Origin of the sequence: Arthrobacter pascens, assembly GCF_017052465.1 — a bacterium.
Taxonomy (GTDB): domain Bacteria; phylum Actinomycetota; class Actinomycetes; order Actinomycetales; family Micrococcaceae; genus Arthrobacter; species Arthrobacter pascens.
Genome location: NZ_JAFHKT010000126.1, coordinates 29,920 through 47,864 on the forward strand (window position 1 = coordinate 29,920; position 17,945 = coordinate 47,864).

A 17,945-nucleotide genomic window follows, 5' to 3' on the forward strand; every position below is an offset into this window, starting at 1 on the left:
GGCATGTCGGCATTCCGTAATCACGGCCGAGGGCACTTGAGCGGACCGGTCGTCGTGATCGGCACGGGCCTGCTCGGCACGAGCATCGGCCTTGGTCTGCGCGGCCGCGGCGTGGCCGTCTACCTCTCGGATCCGTCGCCCACCAATCAGGCCGTTGCCGTGGATATCGGCGCCGGCCTGCCCCTGGCGGCGCTGGAAGGGGAGCAGCCGGAACTCGTTGTCGTGGCTTCTCCGCCGGACGTGACGGCCGACGTCGTCGAACATGCGCTGTCCGACTACCCGGACGCGACTGTGGTGGACATTGCCAGCGTGAAGGCAGCCATCCAGGACGAGCTGCGCCGCCGCGGCGTGGACCTGTCCCGGTACGTCGGCACGCACCCGATGGCAGGGCGCGAGAAGTCCGGGCCGGTGGCTGCCCGCGGCGAGTTGTTCACGTCCATGCCGTGGGTCGTCTGCCCGTCGGAGGAAACCTCGGACGCGGCCCTGCAGGCTGCAAGGGCGCTGGCCACGGATCTTGGCGCCCTCGTGTCCCAGTTCACCGCCCACGAGCACGACGAAGCCGTGGCCCTGGTCTCCCACCTGCCGCAGGTGATGTCCTCGCTGTTGGCCAGCCGCCTGCAGGGCACACCGCTGCACGCGCTGTCCCTGGCGGGCAACGGGCTGCGTGACGTTACCCGCATCGCCGCCAGCGATCCCACGCTGTGGGTGCAGATTCTTGGCGCCAATGCCGGGAAAGTCGTGGAGATTCTCTACGGCGTCAGGGAAGACCTCAACAGGCTGATCGGCACGCTGGAAGACCCGGCGGCACCGGGTGCCCGGCTGGACCTCGCCCAGCTGATGAGCGAAGGCAACGCCGGCCAGTCACGGATTCCGGGTAAGCATGGAGGCCCTCCGCAGGCCTATTCATGGCTCACCGTGCTGGTGGATGACAGGCCTGGGCAGATCGCCCGGCTGCTGACGGAAATCGGCGAGATCGGCGTCAACGTCGAGGACCTGCGGCTGGACCACTCGTCCGGCCAGAATGTCGGCATGGTGGAACTGTCAGTCCTGCCCAACAGGCACGATCTCCTCATTGAAGCCCTCAACGACCGTGGATGGCGGGTACTGCAGTAATGACACAGGAACTTATCGACACGATGCCGGCGCTCCGGCTGGGCCGGCCGCTTGTAGTGGCCATCGACGGACCGTCGGGATCCGGCAAGTCCAGCGTCAGCAAGGAAGTGGCCCGGCGCCTCAACCTCGCCTACCTGGACACCGGCGCCATGTACCGTGCGCTGACCTGGTTCTGTCTGGACCGCGGCACCGACCTCAACGACGCCTCCGCAGTGGAGCTCGCGGCCGAAGACATGCCGCTGGACATCAGCACCACCCCGCACGAGGAGTACGTCCGGGTGGACGGCACCGATGTCACCGCAGCCATCCGGGAACCCGCCATTTCCTCGGCGGTCAGCACCGTGGCAACCACGCTCGGTGCCCGGACGGAACTCATCCGCCGGCAGCGGGCACTGATCGAAAAGCACCACCGCCGCATGGTGGTGGAGGGCAGGGACATCACTACCGTCGTCGTGCCCGGCGCGGAGGTCCGCATGCTGCTCACCGCCAGCGAGGAGGCACGGCTGCGCCGGCGCGGAATCCAGCTCGGCGGCACCCAGAGCGCCGAACAGCTCGCCGCCCAGGTAACCCAGCGGGACGCCAAGGACTCGACCGTGGTGAATTTCACACAAGCGGCTGACGGTGTGGTGACGCTCGATTCGTCCGACCTGGACTTCGAGGAAACCGTGACGGCGGCACTGCGGATCGTCACCAAAGTGATCAACCATGAGTAACGCCGCTGCGGGCTCCGCGCCGACGCTCCCTCCCCGCTGGACCATGGGATGGAGCCGGCCTGTGGGCTGGCTGCTGGACCATGTCGTCTATCGGACGTCCGTCACGGGGCGCTCCAACGTCCCCACCGAGGGCCCGGTGATATTCGCCGGCAACCACATCAGCTTCCTGGACGGGCCTGTCATGTTCGGAGCTTCCCCCCGTCCCATGCACATCCTGGTCAAAAAGGAGATGTTCACGGGGTTCCTGGGACGAGTGCTGCGGGCTTCGGGCCAGCTGCCCGTGGACCGTACCGGTGACCGGGCCGCGCTGCAGGTCAGCAAGGCCGTGCTCGATGCCGGCCGCTGCGTCGGGATCCTGCCGGAAGGCACCCGGGGGAGCGGGAAGGCAGCCGGCATCAGCAACGGCGTCGCCTGGCTCGCCCTGAACTCGCAGGCCACGATTGTGCCGGTGGCCATCCTGGGCACACGGCAGGGCGGCGAGCACCTTGACACGGTTCCCCGTCCCGGCCGCAGGCTCCACGTCAGCTTTGGCGAAGCTGTCAGCATCAGCCGGAATCCCGGCGAGACCGGGCGTGCTTCAATGGACAGGGCGGCAAAGGAAATCCGCGCTGCGCTTGCGGACCACGTCCAGAACACCATTCATCTCAGCGGACAGGCCCTGCCTTCCGCGGATTTCCCACACGAACGTACCAACGCAGTAGCCGGGTCGCCGGCAGATCACCACTAAGGAAAGTGCAATGAGCGATACGACTCAAACTTCCGGCCGCTCCGGCGCCGGCGAAGACGAATACACGCCCACCGGCACCGACCAGGTGGCTGAGCATCTCGCAGCCCTGGACGATGAGGAGGCAGAGCTCCGCGCGGCCTCGCTCCGGGCGGGACTGGATGATTACGACCTCGACGAGGAAGACGCCGCCCTCCTCAGCGGCCGCTACGATGACGAGGACCTGGAGGGCCCGGTCAAGCTGGACCCCGTCCTGGCGATCATCGGACGCCCCAACGTCGGCAAGTCCACACTGGTTAACCGCATCCTGGGCCGCCGCGAGGCTGTCGTGGAGGACACCCCCGGCGTGACCCGCGACCGCGTGATGTACTCCGCCCACTGGAACGGGCGCAACTTCACCGTGGTGGACACCGGCGGATGGGAACATGACGCCCGCGGTATCCACGCCCGGGTGGCGGAGCAAGCCGAAATGGCCGTGGAGCTCGCAGACGCCGTGCTGTTCGTTGTCGACTCCGCCGTGGGTGCAACCGCCACGGACGAAGGCGTCATGAAGATGCTGCGCAAGAGCAAGAAGCCCGTCATCATGGTGGCCAACAAAGTGGACGACTTTGCGCAGGAAGCAGACTCCGCCACGCTGTGGGGCCTCGGCTTCGGCGAGCCGTACCCCGTCTCGGCCCTTCACGGCCGCGGCGTGGCCGATCTCCTGGACCACGTCATGGACACTCTTCCGGAGTTTTCCACGATCGAGGGGCTCGAACGCTCCGGCGGCCCCCGCCGCGTGGCCCTGATCGGCCGGCCCAACGTGGGCAAGTCGTCCCTGCTGAACAAGCTGGCCGGCTCGGAGCGCGTGGTGGTGGACAACACCGCCGGGACGACCCGTGACCCGGTGGATGAATTCATCGAGCTCGGCGGGCGCACATGGCGCTTCGTCGACACCGCCGGGATCCGGCGTCGCCAGCACATGGCGCAGGGCGCCGACTTCTACGCCTCCCTGCGGACGCAAAGTGCGCTCGAAAAGGCGGAGGTCGCCGTCGTGCTGCTGGCCGTAGATGAGGTGCTGAGCGAGCAGGATGTCCGCATCCTGCAGCTCGCCATCGAATCGGGACGCGCCCTCGTGCTCGCTTTCAACAAGTGGGACCTCCTGGACGACGAGCGCCGCCGCTACCTGGAACGCGAAATCGAGCAGGACCTGGCCCATGTTGAATGGGCTCCGCGCGTCAACATCTCGGCCAAGACCGGCTGGCACAAGGACCGCCTCGTGCCCGCACTGGACCTCGCCCTCGAGAACTGGGACAAGCGCATCCCGACCGGCCGGCTCAACGCCTTCCTGGGCGAGCTCGTGGCCGCGCACCCGCACCCGGTCCGCGGCGGCAAGCAGCCCCGCATCCTGTTCGGCACCCAGGCGTCCAGCCGCCCGCCGAAGTTCGTCCTGTTCACCACGGGATTCCTGGACCCGGGCTACCGCAGGTTCATCACCCGGCGGCTGCGTGAAACGTTCGGGTTCGAAGGAACGCCGATCGAAGTCAACATGCGTGTCCGCGAAAAACGGGGCAAGAAGCGTTAATTAGGACACACCGGGCCCCGTGGCGGACGAAAATGTCACGGGCACCCTCCGGAATCGTGTAAGCTTTTGGAGGTGGTTCGGCCGGACTGCTTAGGTGAAATTCTTCTGAACTTCACTGAAGCGGAGAACGGCGGAACTGACGGGCTGTAGCGCAGCTTGGTAGCGCACTTGACTGGGGGTCAAGGGGTCGCAGGTTCAAATCCTGTCAGCCCGACCATTGAAAAACCCCGCCGATCCTGTACCGGATCCGGCGGGGTTTTTCTTTGCCGTTTTTTCTGCGGTTTCCTGCCCGATACCCGAGTGGAGCTTGCGGAATCGGGCTATTTGAGGAACCGGGAGGTCCGGCGATCCGCCAGGAACTTGCCATTGGTCTGGCAGGTGGGGCAGTACTGCAGGGAAGTGTCCGCGAAGGACACTTCGCGGACGGTGTCCCCGCAGACCGGGCACGGCAGTCCGGCGCGGCCGTGGACTCGCATGCCGCCCCGCTTCGTATCCTTCAGGTCGCCGGGCGCCTTGCCCATGGCTTCCTTCACGGCCGCCCCGAGAACGCTGTGGATGGCGTCGTACAGGACCCGGACGGTCTCTTCGTCCAACGAATCGGCCATGGCGTAGGGCGAGATCCTGGCCGCGTGCAGGATTTCGTCGCTGTACGCATTTCCGATGCCGGCAATCACGCTCTGGCTTCGCAGCACTCCTTTGACCTGGTGGTGGCTGGCAGCCAGGATGCCGGCGAACATCGCGGGGCTGAACCCGGGGTCCAGCGGATCCGGGCCAAGGGCTGCGATTCCCGGCACGTCCTGGGGATCCTCCACCACATAGACGGCAAGGCTCTTCTTGGTGCCGGCCTCGGTCAGGTCGATGCCGATATGCAGGCCGTCCTTGCCGGCGAACGCCAGCCTCGCCGCGATGGGACCCTTGCCGGGCCGGAGCGTACCCTGCCCGGCCGGAGCCTGCCCGCTCGCAGCCTGCCCTGCCGGCGCAGCGGGCGCCTCCGTGTAGCGCACCCAACCGGCGCGGGCGAGATGGAAGACGAAGTGCAGGCCATCAGCATCGATGCTGACGAACTTGCCGAACCGCCGGACGCCGGTCACGGCGCGGCCTTCGAGGGCCGTGAAGGGAGGACTGGCGGTCTTGAGCACGGCCACGGAGAGGACCTGGAGCTTCGTCAGCACGGTGCCCTCGAGGTGTGTGCCGAGAAAGGAGCTCAGACCGGCCACTTCGGGTAGTTCTGGCATGCCCCCACTGTGGCACAACGCGGCAGGCGTGTCAGCGCCTGAGCAGGGCCGATGTGGTTTCGGTGCCGCCTCCGGCCTGACGCGTATGCCTATACTTTCAGCGGTGGCTTGTTCCCTAGGCCTCCGTTGACATTGGTGATTGACCCGATGAAAGGCCCCTGATGAGCAACATTCCCTCTGATCTGTCCTACACCGCGGAACACGAATGGGTGTCCGCGCCGAACGCCGACGGTGTGGTCCGGATCGGGATCACCGACTTTGCCCAGGACGCCCTCGGGGACGTCGTCTACGCACAGATGCCCGAAATAGGAACGGCCGTGACGGCGAACGACGTCATAGGCGAGGTCGAGTCCACCAAGAGCGTCAGCGATATTTATGCCCCGGTGTCCGGCGAAATCGTGGCGCGGAACGAGGCCCTGGACAGCGATTCAGCCCTCATTAACTCCGATCCCTACGGCGACGGCTGGCTCATCGAGGTCAGGCTCGCGGAACCTGACGCAGTGGACTCCCTGCTCAGTGCATCGGAGTACGAACAACAGGTAGGCTAAAGCTAGCTGTTCGCGCTAAGCCGGGCCATGGCATCCAGTGCTGGTATCCAGTAGTGGCATCCAGGGGCCCGGCCAGCGCACGGCAAACCGGAGGTGCCAGGCATTTCCGGACGGTACGCGTTGATTGCAGGGGGACATCTGCAACGAAGGAGGAGGAATCCATGGTTGGCGGCGAACAGAACCACACCGGCGGTGATTACGGCACGGGCGTGGGAAGGGCTTCGGAGACAACCTCGATCAACCTCACCCCCGTCCGCGATGAGCCGACGATCGTACCCAAGCTTTCTCCGGAGGAGCGGGCGGCCGTCGAGGCCTTGCCCTCCGGCTCCGCACTGCTGGTCGCACACAGCGGCCCCAACTCGGGCGCCCGCTTCTTGCTCGACTCCGACGTCACCACCGCCGGGCGGCACCCGGATGCCGACATCTTCCTCGACGACGTGACCGTCTCACGCCGTCATGTCGAATTCCGCCGCACTGCCCGCAGCTTTGAAGTCGTGGACACCGGCAGCCTCAATGGCACCTACGTCAACCATGACCGCGTGGACAGCGTGGAGCTGAAGTCCGGAAACGAAGTCCAGATCGGCAAGTTCCGACTCACCTTCTACCTGAGCCCTGCCCGCGCAGCAGGACGCGCCTGATTCGGAGCGCTGCCTGTGGCAATGGCACAACCGGAGCGCCGTGGACCCCTGGTCCTGAACATCGGGGAGGTCCTCGCTCAGTTGAGCGACGATTTCCCGAGCATGACGGCGTCAAAAATCAGGTTCCTTGAGGAAAAAGGACTCATCAATCCCCGGCGCACGCCGGCAGGCTACCGGCAGTACTCCGACAGCGACGTCGAGCGACTCCGGTTTGTCCTGTCGCTCCAGCGCGACCAATATCTGCCGTTGAAGGTGATCAAGGACTACCTTGATGCCATCGACCGTGGAGAGCGTCCGGACAATCTTCCGCCCGGCGTGACGGTCTCCCCGCGCATCGTCTCCGATGAGCTGGCGGCTGAACTGCAGAACAAGTCCCGCAAGCTCAGCGAGGAACAGCTGCGGGCGGAGTCCGGCGCAAGCGTGCCGCTTCTGCAGTCCCTGCTCAGCTTCGGGCTGATCGGGCACTCGAACGGCCAGTTCGATGAGCACGCCCTTCAGGTGGCGCGTGCCTGCGTGCAACTGGAGGGCCACGGACTGGAACCCCGTCACCTGCGGCCCTTCCAGGCTGCGGCGGAGCGGGAGTTCGGGCTGGTGGAACGGGCCGTTGCCACGCTGACGTCCCGCAAGGATGCAGCCTCGCAGGCCAGGGCCGCAGAGGCGGCCCGGGAAATCAGCGACCTCTGCCTGACGCTGCACCGGGCTCTGGTCCAGGACCGTATTTCACGGATGGAGATCTGATGATCGAAGTCGAGATTGTGGGCGTCCGGATCGAGTTGCCCTCCAACCAGCCCCTGGTGCTCCTCAGGGAGATCCACGGGGAACGCCACGTGCCCATCTGGATCGGCACTCCGGAAGCCAGCGCGATCGCTTTGGCGCAGCAGGGCGTGGTGCCGCCGCGCCCCATGACGCACGACCTGTTGGTGGATGTCGTGGAAACCCTCGGACACGCAGTGGTGAGCGTCAACATCGTGGCGGTGGAAGACAACATCTTCTACGGCCAGCTGCAGTTTGATAACGGCGCCACCGTCAGTTCCAGGGCATCGGATGCCCTGGCCATCGCCCTGCGCGCGAAGTGCCGGATCTGGTGCGCGGATTCCGTGATGGATGAGGCCGGAGTCCGGATCACCGAACACGACGAGGGGGAGGACACCGAGCAGGGCCCCACCGTGGATGAAGAGAGCGAATTGCGGCAGTTCCGTGAGTTCCTGGATGACGTGGAGCCGGAAGACTTCGACGGCTAAGGTCACGTTAAGGTTAAAGTTGAGGCTGAAAGTTTCGACACGCCCTCTCAATGAGCCGAACGTCTTTGACCTTGGGCCGTGGCAGGCCTAACGTCGAAGGTACCAAGTTCCCATTGCATACAACAGCCGCGCAAGTCACACTGGAAAGTGCTACTCCGGCCGAATTACATGCATGAGTTTCATTCTGACCCTCGTGCATGCAGGCTGTTGCGGCAAGTTCCCCAAGGGAGCTCATGACAAGGAGGATCCACGTGAGTCCGAAAGGCGAAGCAGGCGAGCTGAAGCAGCCCTCAACGGCCGGCGTAGCTGTGCCCGCAAGCGGTGCTCAGGGCCTTCTCTTCACTGAGGACCTCCCCGTCTTGGACGAGGACGCCGGATACCGGGGTCCCACGGCTTGTAAGGCAGCAGGCATAACCTACCGCCAGCTGGACTACTGGGCCCGGACGGGCCTGGTTGAACCGGCCGTCCGCGGAGCCGCCGGCTCCGGGTCGCAGCGGCTGTATGGCTTCCGCGACATTCTGGTCCTGAAAGTGGTCAAGCGGCTGCTTGACACCGGTGTTTCGCTCCAGCAGATCCGCTCCGCCGTGGAACACCTGCGTGAGCGGGGCGTCGAAGACCTTGCGCAGATCACCCTCATGAGCGACGGCGCCAGCGTCTACGAGTGCACGTCCGCCGACGAGGTCATCGACCTCGTCCAGGGCGGACAGGGTGTCTTTGGCATCGCAGTAGGCCGGGTTTGGCGCGAAGTTGAAGGGAGCCTCGCCTCACTGCCCAGCGAACATGCCAGCGAGCAGGGCTTTCCCGACGACGAGCTAAGCAAGCGCCGGGCCGCCCGCAAGATCGGCTAGGTCCGCGGGACGCCCCTTGGGTATCCATCTCGACATGCATCGAAGGCCGCCTCCCCGACGGGGAGGCGGCCTTCGCTCTTTCGTTGCTGCCCGCGCGCCTTAGCGGTTGCTGCGGGTGCGGCTCGCCCGGCCAGCCGACATCAGGTTGCCCAGGAGTGTGTCGAACAGCCCGGCAGCCGATTTGGCGGAGTCGCCGGGCCAATGGTGGATGGAGTGCGCGGCGCCTTGGATCTGCTGCCAGTTTGCCTGTTCCGGAATGTGGGGTGTCAGCAGGAGGTCACCGAACATTGACTGCATCTCGGCAAGGCGGAACGCGTGTTCGGAAGACCCGGTCCGCACCCGGTTCGCGACGATGCCCGCAGGGGAAAGGTTGGGGGCGAATTCCTGGCGGAACAGCTGGATGGCACGCAACGTGCGCTCTGTCCCTGCCACGGAGAACAGGCCGGGCTCTGCCACGAGGGCCACCTTGGTGCTCGCCGACCAGGCCATGCGGGTCAGTCCGTTCAGGGACGGCGGGCAGTCCACCAGGACCAGCTCGTACTTCTCCGCCCCCGCAAGAACGGAGGAGAGCCGGCGGAGGTCTCTTTTGCCCAGGTCGGGGCGGTCGTAGATGCCGGTGTAGGCCGAGCCCACGGCCACGTCCAGGGCGGTGGGGCCTGAGCCGTTGCTTTGCGCCCGCGCGGTCCAGCCGCTGGCAACAACGTTTTCGGGAAGCCGGGCCTTGCGGGGATTCTTGAGCATCCGGCCGATGTCCAGCTTGTCACTCGGCTGCACTCCCAGGGCTGTACTGGCGTCGGCATGGGGATCCAGGTCCACAACGAGGGTGGGGATGCCGGCGGCCAGTGCCGCAGACGCCAATCCGGTTGTGACGGATGTCTTGCCGACACCGCCTTTGAGGCTGCTGATGCTGACTACTTGCACTTGAAAACCAATACCTAACGCCGGTTGCCGTGTTGGGGTAGTTTGGCTCCGGCAATGCCGGAACCGGGGGGACAGGCTTCGCCGCCCCATTCATCATATGTGGAGCCGGCGGCTAATCCCTTCTTATCGGGTCCGGGCATGGCTCACTGGGCGGCCCTCCCGGATCCGGCTCGGGGGCAGCGTGATTGTGGCTTCGAAATGACGGATAATTTGTGATGGTCGACACAATGATTTGTGTTTCAATACGCGCGTCTTACACACTGTGACGACACTTACCGAACCACCCGCGATGATGCAGGAGAAGTATGTTTTCCAAGATTCTGGTGGCCAACCGCGGCGAGATCGCAATCCGTGCTTTCCGCGCAGGCTACGAACTCGGTGCCAAGACAGTCGCCGTGTTCCCCAACGAGGACCGTAACTCGATCCACCGCCAGAAGGCCGACGAGGCATACCTCATCGGTGAAGAGGGCCACCCCGTACGCGCATATCTTGACGTTGACGAGGTCATCCGGGTCGCCAAGGAATCCGGAGCCGACGCCATTTACCCCGGCTATGGCTTCCTTTCCGAGAACCCGGACCTTGCCCGTGCCGCCAAAAACGCCGGCATCACCTTCGTCGGGCCTCCGGCTGAGGTCCTGGAACTCGCCGGCAATAAGGTTGCCGCGCTGGAGGCTGCCCGCAAGGCCGGCGTCCCCGTACTGAAGTCGAGCGCGCCCTCGAAGGACCTCGACGAACTCATCGCCGCTGCGGATGAAATCGGCTTCCCGATCTTCGCGAAGGCAGTTGCAGGCGGCGGCGGACGCGGCATGCGCCGTGTCGATACCCGCGAAGCGCTGCCCGAGGCGCTGCAGTCCGCCATGCGCGAGGCCGACGCTGCGTTCGGTGACCCCACCATGTTCCTGGAGCAGGCCGTGCTCCGTCCCCGGCACATCGAAGTGCAGATCCTGGCCGACGCCGAAGGCAACGTCATGCATCTGTTCGAGCGCGACTGCTCCATCCAGCGCCGCCACCAGAAGGTTATCGAGATCGCCCCCGCGCCCAACCTCGACGAGGGCATCCGACAGGCCCTGTACCGCGACGCTGTGAAGTTCGCCAAGGCCCTCAACTACGTCAACGCCGGTACCGTCGAATTCCTCGTGGACACGGTAGGGGAGCGCGCCGGCCAGCACGTCTTCATCGAAATGAACCCGCGCATCCAGGTGGAGCACACGGTCACCGAAGAGGTCACCGACGTCGACCTGGTCCAGGCCCAGATGCGGATCGCCTCCGGCGAAACGCTGGCCGACCTCGGCCTGTCGCAGGAGACGGTATTCCTCAAGGGCGCGGCGCTGCAGTCCCGCATCACCACCGAGGATCCGGCGAACGGCTTCCGTCCGGACGTCGGAAAGATCACCGGCTACCGCTCGGCCGGCGGCGCCGGTGTAAGGCTCGACGGCGGCACAGTGTACTCGGGGGCCGAAATCAGCCCGCACTTCGACTCCATGCTCGTCAAGCTCACGTGCCGCGGCAGGGATTACCCCGCCGCTGTGGCCCGGGCACGCCGTGCCCTCGCGGAGTTCCGCATCCGTGGTGTGTCCACCAACATCTCGTTCCTGCAGGCTGTGCTGGACGATCCTGACTTCATCGCCGGCGATGTGGCTACGTCCTTCATCGACGAGCGCCCTCAGTTGCTGAAGGCCCGCGTTTCAGCCGACCGCGGCACCAAGCTGCTGACGTGGCTGGCTGAGGTCACCGTCAACAAGCCGAACGGTGAGCTTACGGTCCACATCGACCCCGCCGAGAAGCTCCCGGTCGTGAAGGGGAGCGAACCGCAGCCGGGCTCGCGCCAGCGCCTGCAGGAACTGGGTCCGGAAGGTTTCGCCCGTGCCCTGCGTGAGCAGACGGCCGTAGCCGTCACGGACACCACGTTCCGCGACGCCCACCAGTCGCTGCTGGCCACCCGCGTCCGCACCCGCGACCTGGTGGCCGCCGGACCTGCCGTGTCCTCGCTGCTGCCCGGTCTGCTCTCCGTCGAGGCCTGGGGCGGTGCCACCTACGACGTTGCCCTTCGCTTCCTGGGCGAGGACCCGTGGGACCGCCTGGCTGCCCTGCGGAAGGCCATGCCGAACATCTGCCTGCAGATGCTGCTCCGCGGCCGGAACACCGTGGGCTACACCCCCTACCCCGAGGAAGTGACGGAGGCCTTCGTTAACGAGGCGGCAGCCACGGGCATCGATATCTTCCGCATCTTCGATGCGCTGAACGACGTCAACCAGATGGCTCCGGCCATCCGTGCAGTGCGCGCCACCGGCACCGCCGTCGCCGAAGTGGCTCTCTGCTACACCGGCGACATGCTGGACCCGAACGAAAAGCTGTACACGCTGGACTACTACCTGCAGCTGGCGCACAGGATCGTCGAGGCGGGCGCGCACATCCTCGCCATCAAGGACATGGCAGGCCTGCTGCGTCCGGCAGCTGCGGCTAAGCTCGTCCGTGCCCTGCGGGAACGGTTCGACCTCCCTGTCCACCTGCACACCCACGACACCGCCGGCGGGCAGCTCGCCACGCTGTTCGCGGCAGTCGATGCCGGTGTTGACGCCGTCGACGTCGCCTCGGCATCCCTGGCCGGAACCACGAGCCAGCCCTCCGCGTCTGCGCTGGTCGCAGCCCTGGCACACACCGAGCGCGACACCGGCCTTAGCCTGGCCAACGTCAGCTCCCTGGAACCCTACTGGGAAGCCGTGCGGCGCGTGTACGCCCCGTTCGAGTCCGGACTGCCGGGCCCCACAGGCCGCGTGTACCAGCACGAAATCCCCGGCGGGCAGCTGTCCAACCTCCGGCAGCAGGCCATGGCGCTGGGCCTGGGCGAACGCTTCGAGGCCATCGAGGACATGTACACCGCCGCGGACCGCATCCTCGGCCACCTGGTAAAGGTCACACCGTCCTCCAAGGTGGTGGGCGACCTCGCCCTGCACCTCGTCGGGTTGAACGCCGATCCCGCGGACTTCGAAGAGAACCCGCAGAACTACGACATCCCGGACTCCGTCATCGGCTTCCTGTCCGGCGAGCTCGGCGATCCTCCCGGAGGCTGGCCGGAACCGTTCCGCACCAAGGCACTGCAGGGGCGGAGCATCAAGGTCCGCGACGCGGACCTCAGCGCAGAAGACAGCGCAGCGCTGAAGGGTGACTCCAAGACCCGTCAGCAGACGCTGAACCGTCTGCTCTTCGCCGGCCCCACCAAGGACTACCTGAAGAGCGTGGAAACCTACGGCAACGTTTCCGTCCTGGACACGCGCGACTACCTTTACGGTCTGCAGCGCGGCCAGGAGCACGTGATCCAGCTTGAGAAGGGTGTCCGCCTCATCGCCTCGCTGGAGGCGGTCTCGGAGCCGGATGAGAAGGGCATGCGCTCCGTCATGTGCACGCTCAACGGCCAGTCCCGTCCGGTGCTGGTGCGGGACAAGTCCGTGGTCAGCAACGTGAAGGCCGCCGAGAAGGCCGATCCTGCCCAGCCGGGTCAGGTGGCTGCGCCGTTCGCCGGGGCCGTGACCGTGACGGTCAAGGCGGGCGACACCGTCAAGGCCGGCGACACCGTCGCCACCATCGAGGCCATGAAGATGGAGGCGTCCATCACGACGCCGGTGGGCGGCAACGTGACGCGGCTCGCCATTTCCTCTGTGGAACAGGTTCAGGGCGGAGACCTGCTGCTCGTTGTTGAATAGCGGCCGGCTTAGTAACCGGTTGAGGAAGCGCCGGGGCCTTGCCGGTAGGCTGGGAATCTGAATGAAGGCTGTGGGGGCGGCGGATGCCGCCCCCACAGCCTTTGGATGATGAACACGAACACACTGAGCGGGAGCCCATGACGCAGACGAACACGCCCAAGCCCGCGCCGCGGCCCGCCCGGGGCGCCGGCGCTGAAGAGCCCACCCCGGAGAAGGCTGCTGCAGCGTCCCCGCTGCAGGATGCCGCGCCCGCCGCCGCTGTTTCCCAGGACACCGCTGTTTCTCAAGACACCGCTGTTTCCCAGGACACCGCGCCCGTGGACGCCGTGCCGCCCGCAGCGCCCCCGGGCGACATCAGCGTCGTGACAGTCTCCGACGCGCAGGACCGGACATCGGCCGGCTCTCTGTCCGCTGTCAGCACCATGACGATTCCGGTTCGTCCAGCCTCCCTGCCGACGGTGACGGCGGGACCCGCCGCCACCGTACCGGAGGAGCCAGAGGGCAGCCCGGCCGAGGACGAGAACCAGGCAGATCCCGAGGCGCAGCATCACCTCAGCGAACGCCGTGAACGCGCGGAAGGGCCCGAGCCCGCTGCTGCCCTGACAGCGGATCGCCTGTTGAACAAGGCTGCCGCCGCACCCGTTGCCGGCTGGCGGCGTTGGCTGCACCAGGCCACGTTCGGCTTCGTGAACCTGGGAGATCCGGACAGTGTCAGGATCCAGCGCGCTTTGGAGCACCGGATTGCCACGCGCCTGGGGGAGCGCACCCGCTATGTCCCGGTGCTTTCACGCAAGGGCGGAGTGGGAAAGACCACCGTCACCACCCTCCTGGGGATGGTGCTGGCCGACCTGCGCGAAGACCGCGTGATCGCCATGGACGCCAACCCCGACCGCGGAACACTGTCAGACCGTTCTCCCGGCCGGGCGGATTTTACGGCCCGCCAGCTGGTCAAGGACAGGTTCACGGTCAACTCCTTCGCGCAGTTGTCCAACTACACGGCGCGGGACGGTTCACGGCTGGATGTTTTGGCTTCCGATACCGACCCCATGGTGGCCCATGCCTTCGACGACGCCGACTACCGGGCAGTCACAGATATCCTTGGTCGCTACTACTCGATCGTGCTGACGGACTCGGGAACGGGCATGGTTCACTCCGTCATGAAAGGCACCCTCGAGAAGGCCGATGCCGTTGTCCTCGTGTCCGGCGGCAGTGTCGATGAGGCCCGGCTCGCCTCCGAAACACTTTCCTGGCTGGAAGCGCACGGGCGCCAGGACCTGGTGGCCAAGGCAACCGTCGTCATCAACATGGCTGCCGGCGACCGCACGCTGGTGAACATTGACGAAATCGAGCAGCACTTCCTGTCCCGGGTCAAGAACGTGGTGCGGATTCCCCACGACCGGCACCTGGCCGAGGGATCCCGCATCCAGCTGAGCCAACTCAAGCCCGCCACGCGGCGTGCCGCCGTGGAGCTGGCGGCCTTGGTGATGGAGGAACTCCAGCAGTCCTGAATCAGCCCGGAGGGCCGAAGCAGGCGCTAACGCAAAAACCCCCGCCGTTTCCGGCGGGGGTTTTGCATGTCCTGCAGTCGCTGGCGGCTAGGCCCGCGTGGGTTTGGGAGCGGCGTACATCTCCTCGATCACGGTCTCGAAATCCTTGACGACCTGCGCGCGCTTGACCTTCATGGACGGGGTCAGGTGGCCCGACGCTTCGGTGAAGTCGCTGGGAACGATCCTGAAGGACTTGATCGCCTCGGCCTGCGAGACGGACTGGTTCGCGTGGTTGATCAGCTCCTGCACGGCCGACCTGACGGTCTCATTGTCGGCAGCCTCGGCCAGGGTAGTTTCGGCCGGCAGGTTGTGGCGCTGCAGCCACCCGGGGAGGGCTTCCTCGTCGAGGGTCACCAGCGCACCGATGAAGGGCCGGTTATCGCCCACGACGAGCACCTGCGATACCAGCGCGTCTGCCCGGATCTGGTCCTCCAGCAAGGCCGGAACCACGTTCTTGCCCCCTGCAGTCACGATGATTTCCTTCTTCCGGCCTGTGATCGTGAGGAACCCGTCGGCGTCGAGCTGGCCGATGTCGCCGGTGCGGAACCATCCGTCGGCGAAAGCCTCAGCCGCCAGGTCATCGCGCTTGTAGTAACCCCGCATGACGCAGGCGCCCTTGGTGAGGATCTCGCCGTCGTCGGCAATCTTCACGGTGTTTCCGGGCAGCGGGGCGCCGACGGTGCCGATCTTGATGCGTTCGGGAGTGTTGACGCTGACCGGGGCCGTAGTCTCCGTCAGGCCGTAACCCTCCAGGATTTGCAGTCCAATGCCCTGGAAGAAGTGGCCCAGCCGCTCACCCAGTGGACCGCCGCCGGAGACTGCGTGCGCCACGTGACCGCCCATGGCGGCCCGCAGCTTTCCGTAAACGAGCTTGTCGAAAATGGCGTGCCGGACTTTGAGCCCCAGCCCGATCTTGCCGTCCTGCCGGGCCCGGGAGTAGGCAATGGCCGTGTCCGCTGCCTTGTGGAAGATCGCGCCCTTGCCGCCGTCCTCCGCCTTGGTGAGCGCCGAGTTGTACACCTTCTCGAATACGCGCGGCACGGCAAGGAGGAAGGTGGGCTTGTAGCTCTGCAGATCCGGCAGGAGGTGCTTGATGTCCGGCGTGTGGGCCACGGTGGCGCCTGCCGCCACCGCCAGGACAGAGATGAACCGCGCGAAGACGTGCGCCAGCGGGAGGAACATTATGGTCCGGGCCTGCTCGTTGACGATCTGGCGCAGCGAGGTCGCGAGAGCGTTCTCCGACAATTCCACGAAGTTACCGTGGGTCAGTTCGCAGCCCTTGGGGCGTCCCGTGGTTCCCGAGGTGTAGATGATGGTGGCTGTGTCGTTGAGCTTGGCGGCATTCCGGCGAGCCTCGAGGTCGGCGTCGCTGATGTCCCGTCCGGCGTCCCGGAGGGCCTCGAGGCCGCCGCCTTCGAGCTGCCAGACATGGGTGAGGGCGGTGAGTCCCTCGGAGGTGGCCGCCTGCCTGATGACGTTCTCGTGGTGGCCGGTCTCGCCGAAGGCGGCCACGGCGCCCGAGTCGCCAAGGTTCCAGGCAACCTGGGAAGGGGAAGACGTCTCGTAGATGGGAACGGACACGCCGCCGGCGAACCAGACGGCGAAGTCGACCAGCGCCCACTCATAGCGCGTCCGGGACATGATTCCCACCCGGTCCCCGGCTTGCACCCCGCTGGCAATGAGTCCTTTGGCGAGGGCGGAGACGTCGGCCAGGAAGTCAGTGGCAACAATGTCCTGCCACTGGCCGGCGTCATCCAGCCGGGAAAACAGCGCCGGATTCGACGCCTTTGCCGCCTGGCGCACCAGGAGGTCCGTGATGTTGGTGTCCCGGGGGACGTTGACCAGGGGCGGAACACTGAATTCGCGCACGATAGCTCCTCTGTAGCCGTAGGCCGCTGCGGTTAGTCCTAACCTTAGTACCCGACGATCAAGGGCCAGGTGCCATTTAGTTACTCGCCGGTAACTTTACGGCAATGCGGAGGTCGCGCCAAGGGGCGATGTGCAGGCTTTGGCGCGGGTCAGGCACCTAGAATGGGGAATTATGCAGCCTTCCCCACGGAGTGAACAGTCCGGACCGTCCAGCACCGCCCGCCAGTCGAGGACCCGGGCGTGGCGGCGGGGTTCGGTCGGCAAGCAGGGCGGCAGCGCACCTCACCGGACGCTCCGGCAGCACCTTCGTCCCGCAGCCACCGGTCTAGCCATAGGCATCGATATTGGTGGCACCAAGGTTGCGGCCGGCGTGGTTGACGCTGAGGGGCGGATTCTCAACGAAGCCAGGCGGTCCACTCCCGGAAGCGACCCCCGTGCCGTCGAGCGGGTGATCGTTGAACTGGTCGAGGAGTTGAGCCGTGGGGCCCGGATCAGGTCGGTCGGCATAGGCGCCGCCGGCTGGATGGATCTCGACGGCGGCACCGTTTTGTTCAGCCCCCACCTGGCATGGCGCAACGAGCCCCTCAGGGACAACCTGCAGCGGCTGCTTCGCCGCCCGGTCATGCTGGTTAACGATGCCGACGCCGCCGCCTGGGCTGAGTGGCGTTTTGGCGCAGGACGGGGACAGGACCGCCTGGTGTGCATCACCCTCGGGACGGGGATCGGCGGGGCCATGGTGATGGACGGGCGCGTCGAGCGGGGCCGCTTTGGTGTCGCCGGCGAATTCGGCCACCAGATCATCATGCCCGGCGGCCACCGCTGTGAGTGCGGCAACCGCGGCTGCTGGGAACAGTACGCGTCGGGCAACGCCCTCGGCCGGGAGGCCCGTGAGCTGGCCCTGGCCAACTCGCCGGTGGCGCAGGAGCTCCTCAAAGCCGTTGACGGCCAGGCTGACCGCATCACGGGAGCCACCGTGACGGAACTGGCTATCTCCGGAGACGCAGCCTCCAAGGAGCTCCTGGAGGACGTGGGTGATTGGTTGGGGCTGGGCCTGGCCAACCTTGCCGCGGCCCTGGACCCCGGCAAGTTCGTGATTGGCGGCGGGCTCTGCGCCGCGGGAGAGCTGCTCGTGGCGCCGGCACGGAAGGCCTTTGCCCGGAACCTCACCGGCCGGGGGTTCCGGCCCGCCGCCGAAATCGCCCTGGCAGACCTCGGGCCTAACGCCGGCCTCATCGGCGCGGCGGACCTGTCACGGGTCAGCAGCCGCACACATTGAAACTGAA

15 protein-coding genes and 1 tRNA gene are annotated in these 17,945 nt (G+C 66.1%); 13 read left to right on the plus strand and 3 right to left on the minus strand.

The features are described 5' to 3' along the window. The first annotated feature begins 3 nt into the window (after positions 1-3). The 5 genes from JYA52_RS07625 to JYA52_RS07645 all read left to right on the plus strand — a co-directional run bounded on the left by JYA52_RS07625 (position 4) and on the right by JYA52_RS07645 (position 4,331). Positions 4-1,113 carry a prephenate dehydrogenase gene (locus tag JYA52_RS07625; protein ID WP_205652599.1) on the plus strand — a complete coding sequence of 370 codons (1,110 nt, stop codon included), beginning with the start codon at positions 4-6 and terminating at the stop codon, positions 1,111-1,113. Then, entirely contained in the window at positions 1,113-1,826 is a 714-nt protein-coding gene (cmk, locus tag JYA52_RS07630) for a (d)CMP kinase (RefSeq protein ID WP_205652600.1), read from the plus strand. The genes JYA52_RS07625 and cmk overlap by 1 nt, the downstream gene beginning before the upstream one ends. 43 nt (positions 1,827-1,869) lie before the next feature. After that, the gene (locus JYA52_RS07635) at positions 1,870-2,553 is read left to right on the plus strand and encodes a lysophospholipid acyltransferase family protein (RefSeq protein ID WP_240460076.1); all 684 of its coding nucleotides are present in this window, start codon (positions 1,870-1,872) and stop codon (positions 2,551-2,553) included. Between the two features lie 10 nt (positions 2,554-2,563). Further along, positions 2,564-4,114, plus strand: coding sequence for a ribosome biogenesis GTPase Der (der, locus tag JYA52_RS07640; protein WP_205652602.1), 1,551 nt, complete (start codon positions 2,564-2,566; stop codon positions 4,112-4,114). A 140-nt stretch (positions 4,115-4,254) separates the two neighbouring features. Continuing rightward, positions 4,255-4,331 (plus strand) — tRNA-Pro (locus tag JYA52_RS07645). Positions 4,332-4,434: 103 nt separating this feature from the next. Here JYA52_RS07645 and JYA52_RS07650 read toward each other — a convergent pair. Beyond that, positions 4,435-5,349 (minus strand): Fpg/Nei family DNA glycosylase, encoded by a 915-nt coding sequence (locus JYA52_RS07650; protein WP_205652603.1) that lies wholly within the window; start codon positions 5,347-5,349, stop codon positions 4,435-4,437. A 161-nt stretch (positions 5,350-5,510) separates the two neighbouring features. Between JYA52_RS07650 and gcvH the strand changes: the two genes are divergently transcribed. The 5 genes from gcvH (at position 5,511) to JYA52_RS07675 (ending at position 8,624) form a co-directional block, all read left to right on the plus strand. Beyond that, positions 5,511-5,897, plus strand: coding sequence for a glycine cleavage system protein GcvH (gene gcvH, locus JYA52_RS07655; RefSeq protein ID WP_205652604.1), 387 nt, complete (start codon positions 5,511-5,513; stop codon positions 5,895-5,897). A gap of 161 nt (positions 5,898-6,058) precedes the next feature. Next, positions 6,059-6,535: an FHA domain-containing protein gene (locus JYA52_RS07660; RefSeq protein WP_205652605.1), complete on the plus strand. Its 477-nt coding sequence runs from the start codon at positions 6,059-6,061 to the stop codon at positions 6,533-6,535. 21 nt (positions 6,536-6,556) lie between these two features. Then, positions 6,557-7,273, plus strand: a complete 717-nt coding sequence (ftsR, locus tag JYA52_RS07665) for a transcriptional regulator FtsR (protein ID WP_205652664.1) — start codon at positions 6,557-6,559, stop codon at positions 7,271-7,273. Continuing rightward, positions 7,273-7,776, plus strand: coding sequence for a bifunctional nuclease family protein (locus JYA52_RS07670; protein WP_205652606.1), 504 nt, complete (start codon positions 7,273-7,275; stop codon positions 7,774-7,776). The genes ftsR and JYA52_RS07670 overlap by 1 nt, the downstream gene beginning before the upstream one ends. Before the next feature lie 251 nt (positions 7,777-8,027). Then, positions 8,028-8,624: a MerR family transcriptional regulator gene (locus JYA52_RS07675; protein ID WP_205652607.1), complete on the plus strand. Its 597-nt coding sequence runs from the start codon at positions 8,028-8,030 to the stop codon at positions 8,622-8,624. A gap of 99 nt (positions 8,625-8,723) precedes the next feature. Here JYA52_RS07675 and JYA52_RS07680 read toward each other — a convergent pair whose 3' ends face one another. Then, the gene (locus tag JYA52_RS07680) at positions 8,724-9,545 is read right to left on the minus strand and encodes a ParA family protein (RefSeq protein WP_205652608.1); all 822 of its coding nucleotides are present in this window, start codon (positions 9,543-9,545) and stop codon (positions 8,724-8,726) included. Positions 9,546-9,850: 305 nt separating this feature from the next. On the opposite strand from JYA52_RS07680, the gene JYA52_RS07685 reads away from it, so the two are divergent. Next, entirely contained in the window at positions 9,851-13,246 is a 3,396-nt protein-coding gene (locus JYA52_RS07685) for a pyruvate carboxylase (RefSeq protein WP_205652609.1), read from the plus strand. Between the two features lie 137 nt (positions 13,247-13,383). Then, positions 13,384-14,754: a MinD/ParA family ATP-binding protein gene (locus tag JYA52_RS07690; RefSeq protein WP_205652610.1), complete on the plus strand. Its 1,371-nt coding sequence runs from the start codon at positions 13,384-13,386 to the stop codon at positions 14,752-14,754. Between the two features lie 87 nt (positions 14,755-14,841). On the opposite strand, the gene JYA52_RS07695 is transcribed toward JYA52_RS07690, so the two are convergent. Next, complete coding sequence (locus JYA52_RS07695) at positions 14,842-16,662, minus strand: AMP-dependent synthetase/ligase (RefSeq protein WP_205652611.1); 1,821 nt, start codon at positions 16,660-16,662, stop codon at positions 14,842-14,844. A 172-nt stretch (positions 16,663-16,834) separates the two neighbouring features. Here JYA52_RS07695 and JYA52_RS07700 point away from each other — a divergent pair, with 172 nt between their 5' ends. Continuing rightward, complete coding sequence (locus JYA52_RS07700; RefSeq protein WP_240460068.1) at positions 16,835-17,938, plus strand: ROK family glucokinase; 1,104 nt, start codon at positions 16,835-16,837, stop codon at positions 17,936-17,938. Positions 17,939-17,945: the final 7 nt, after the last annotated feature.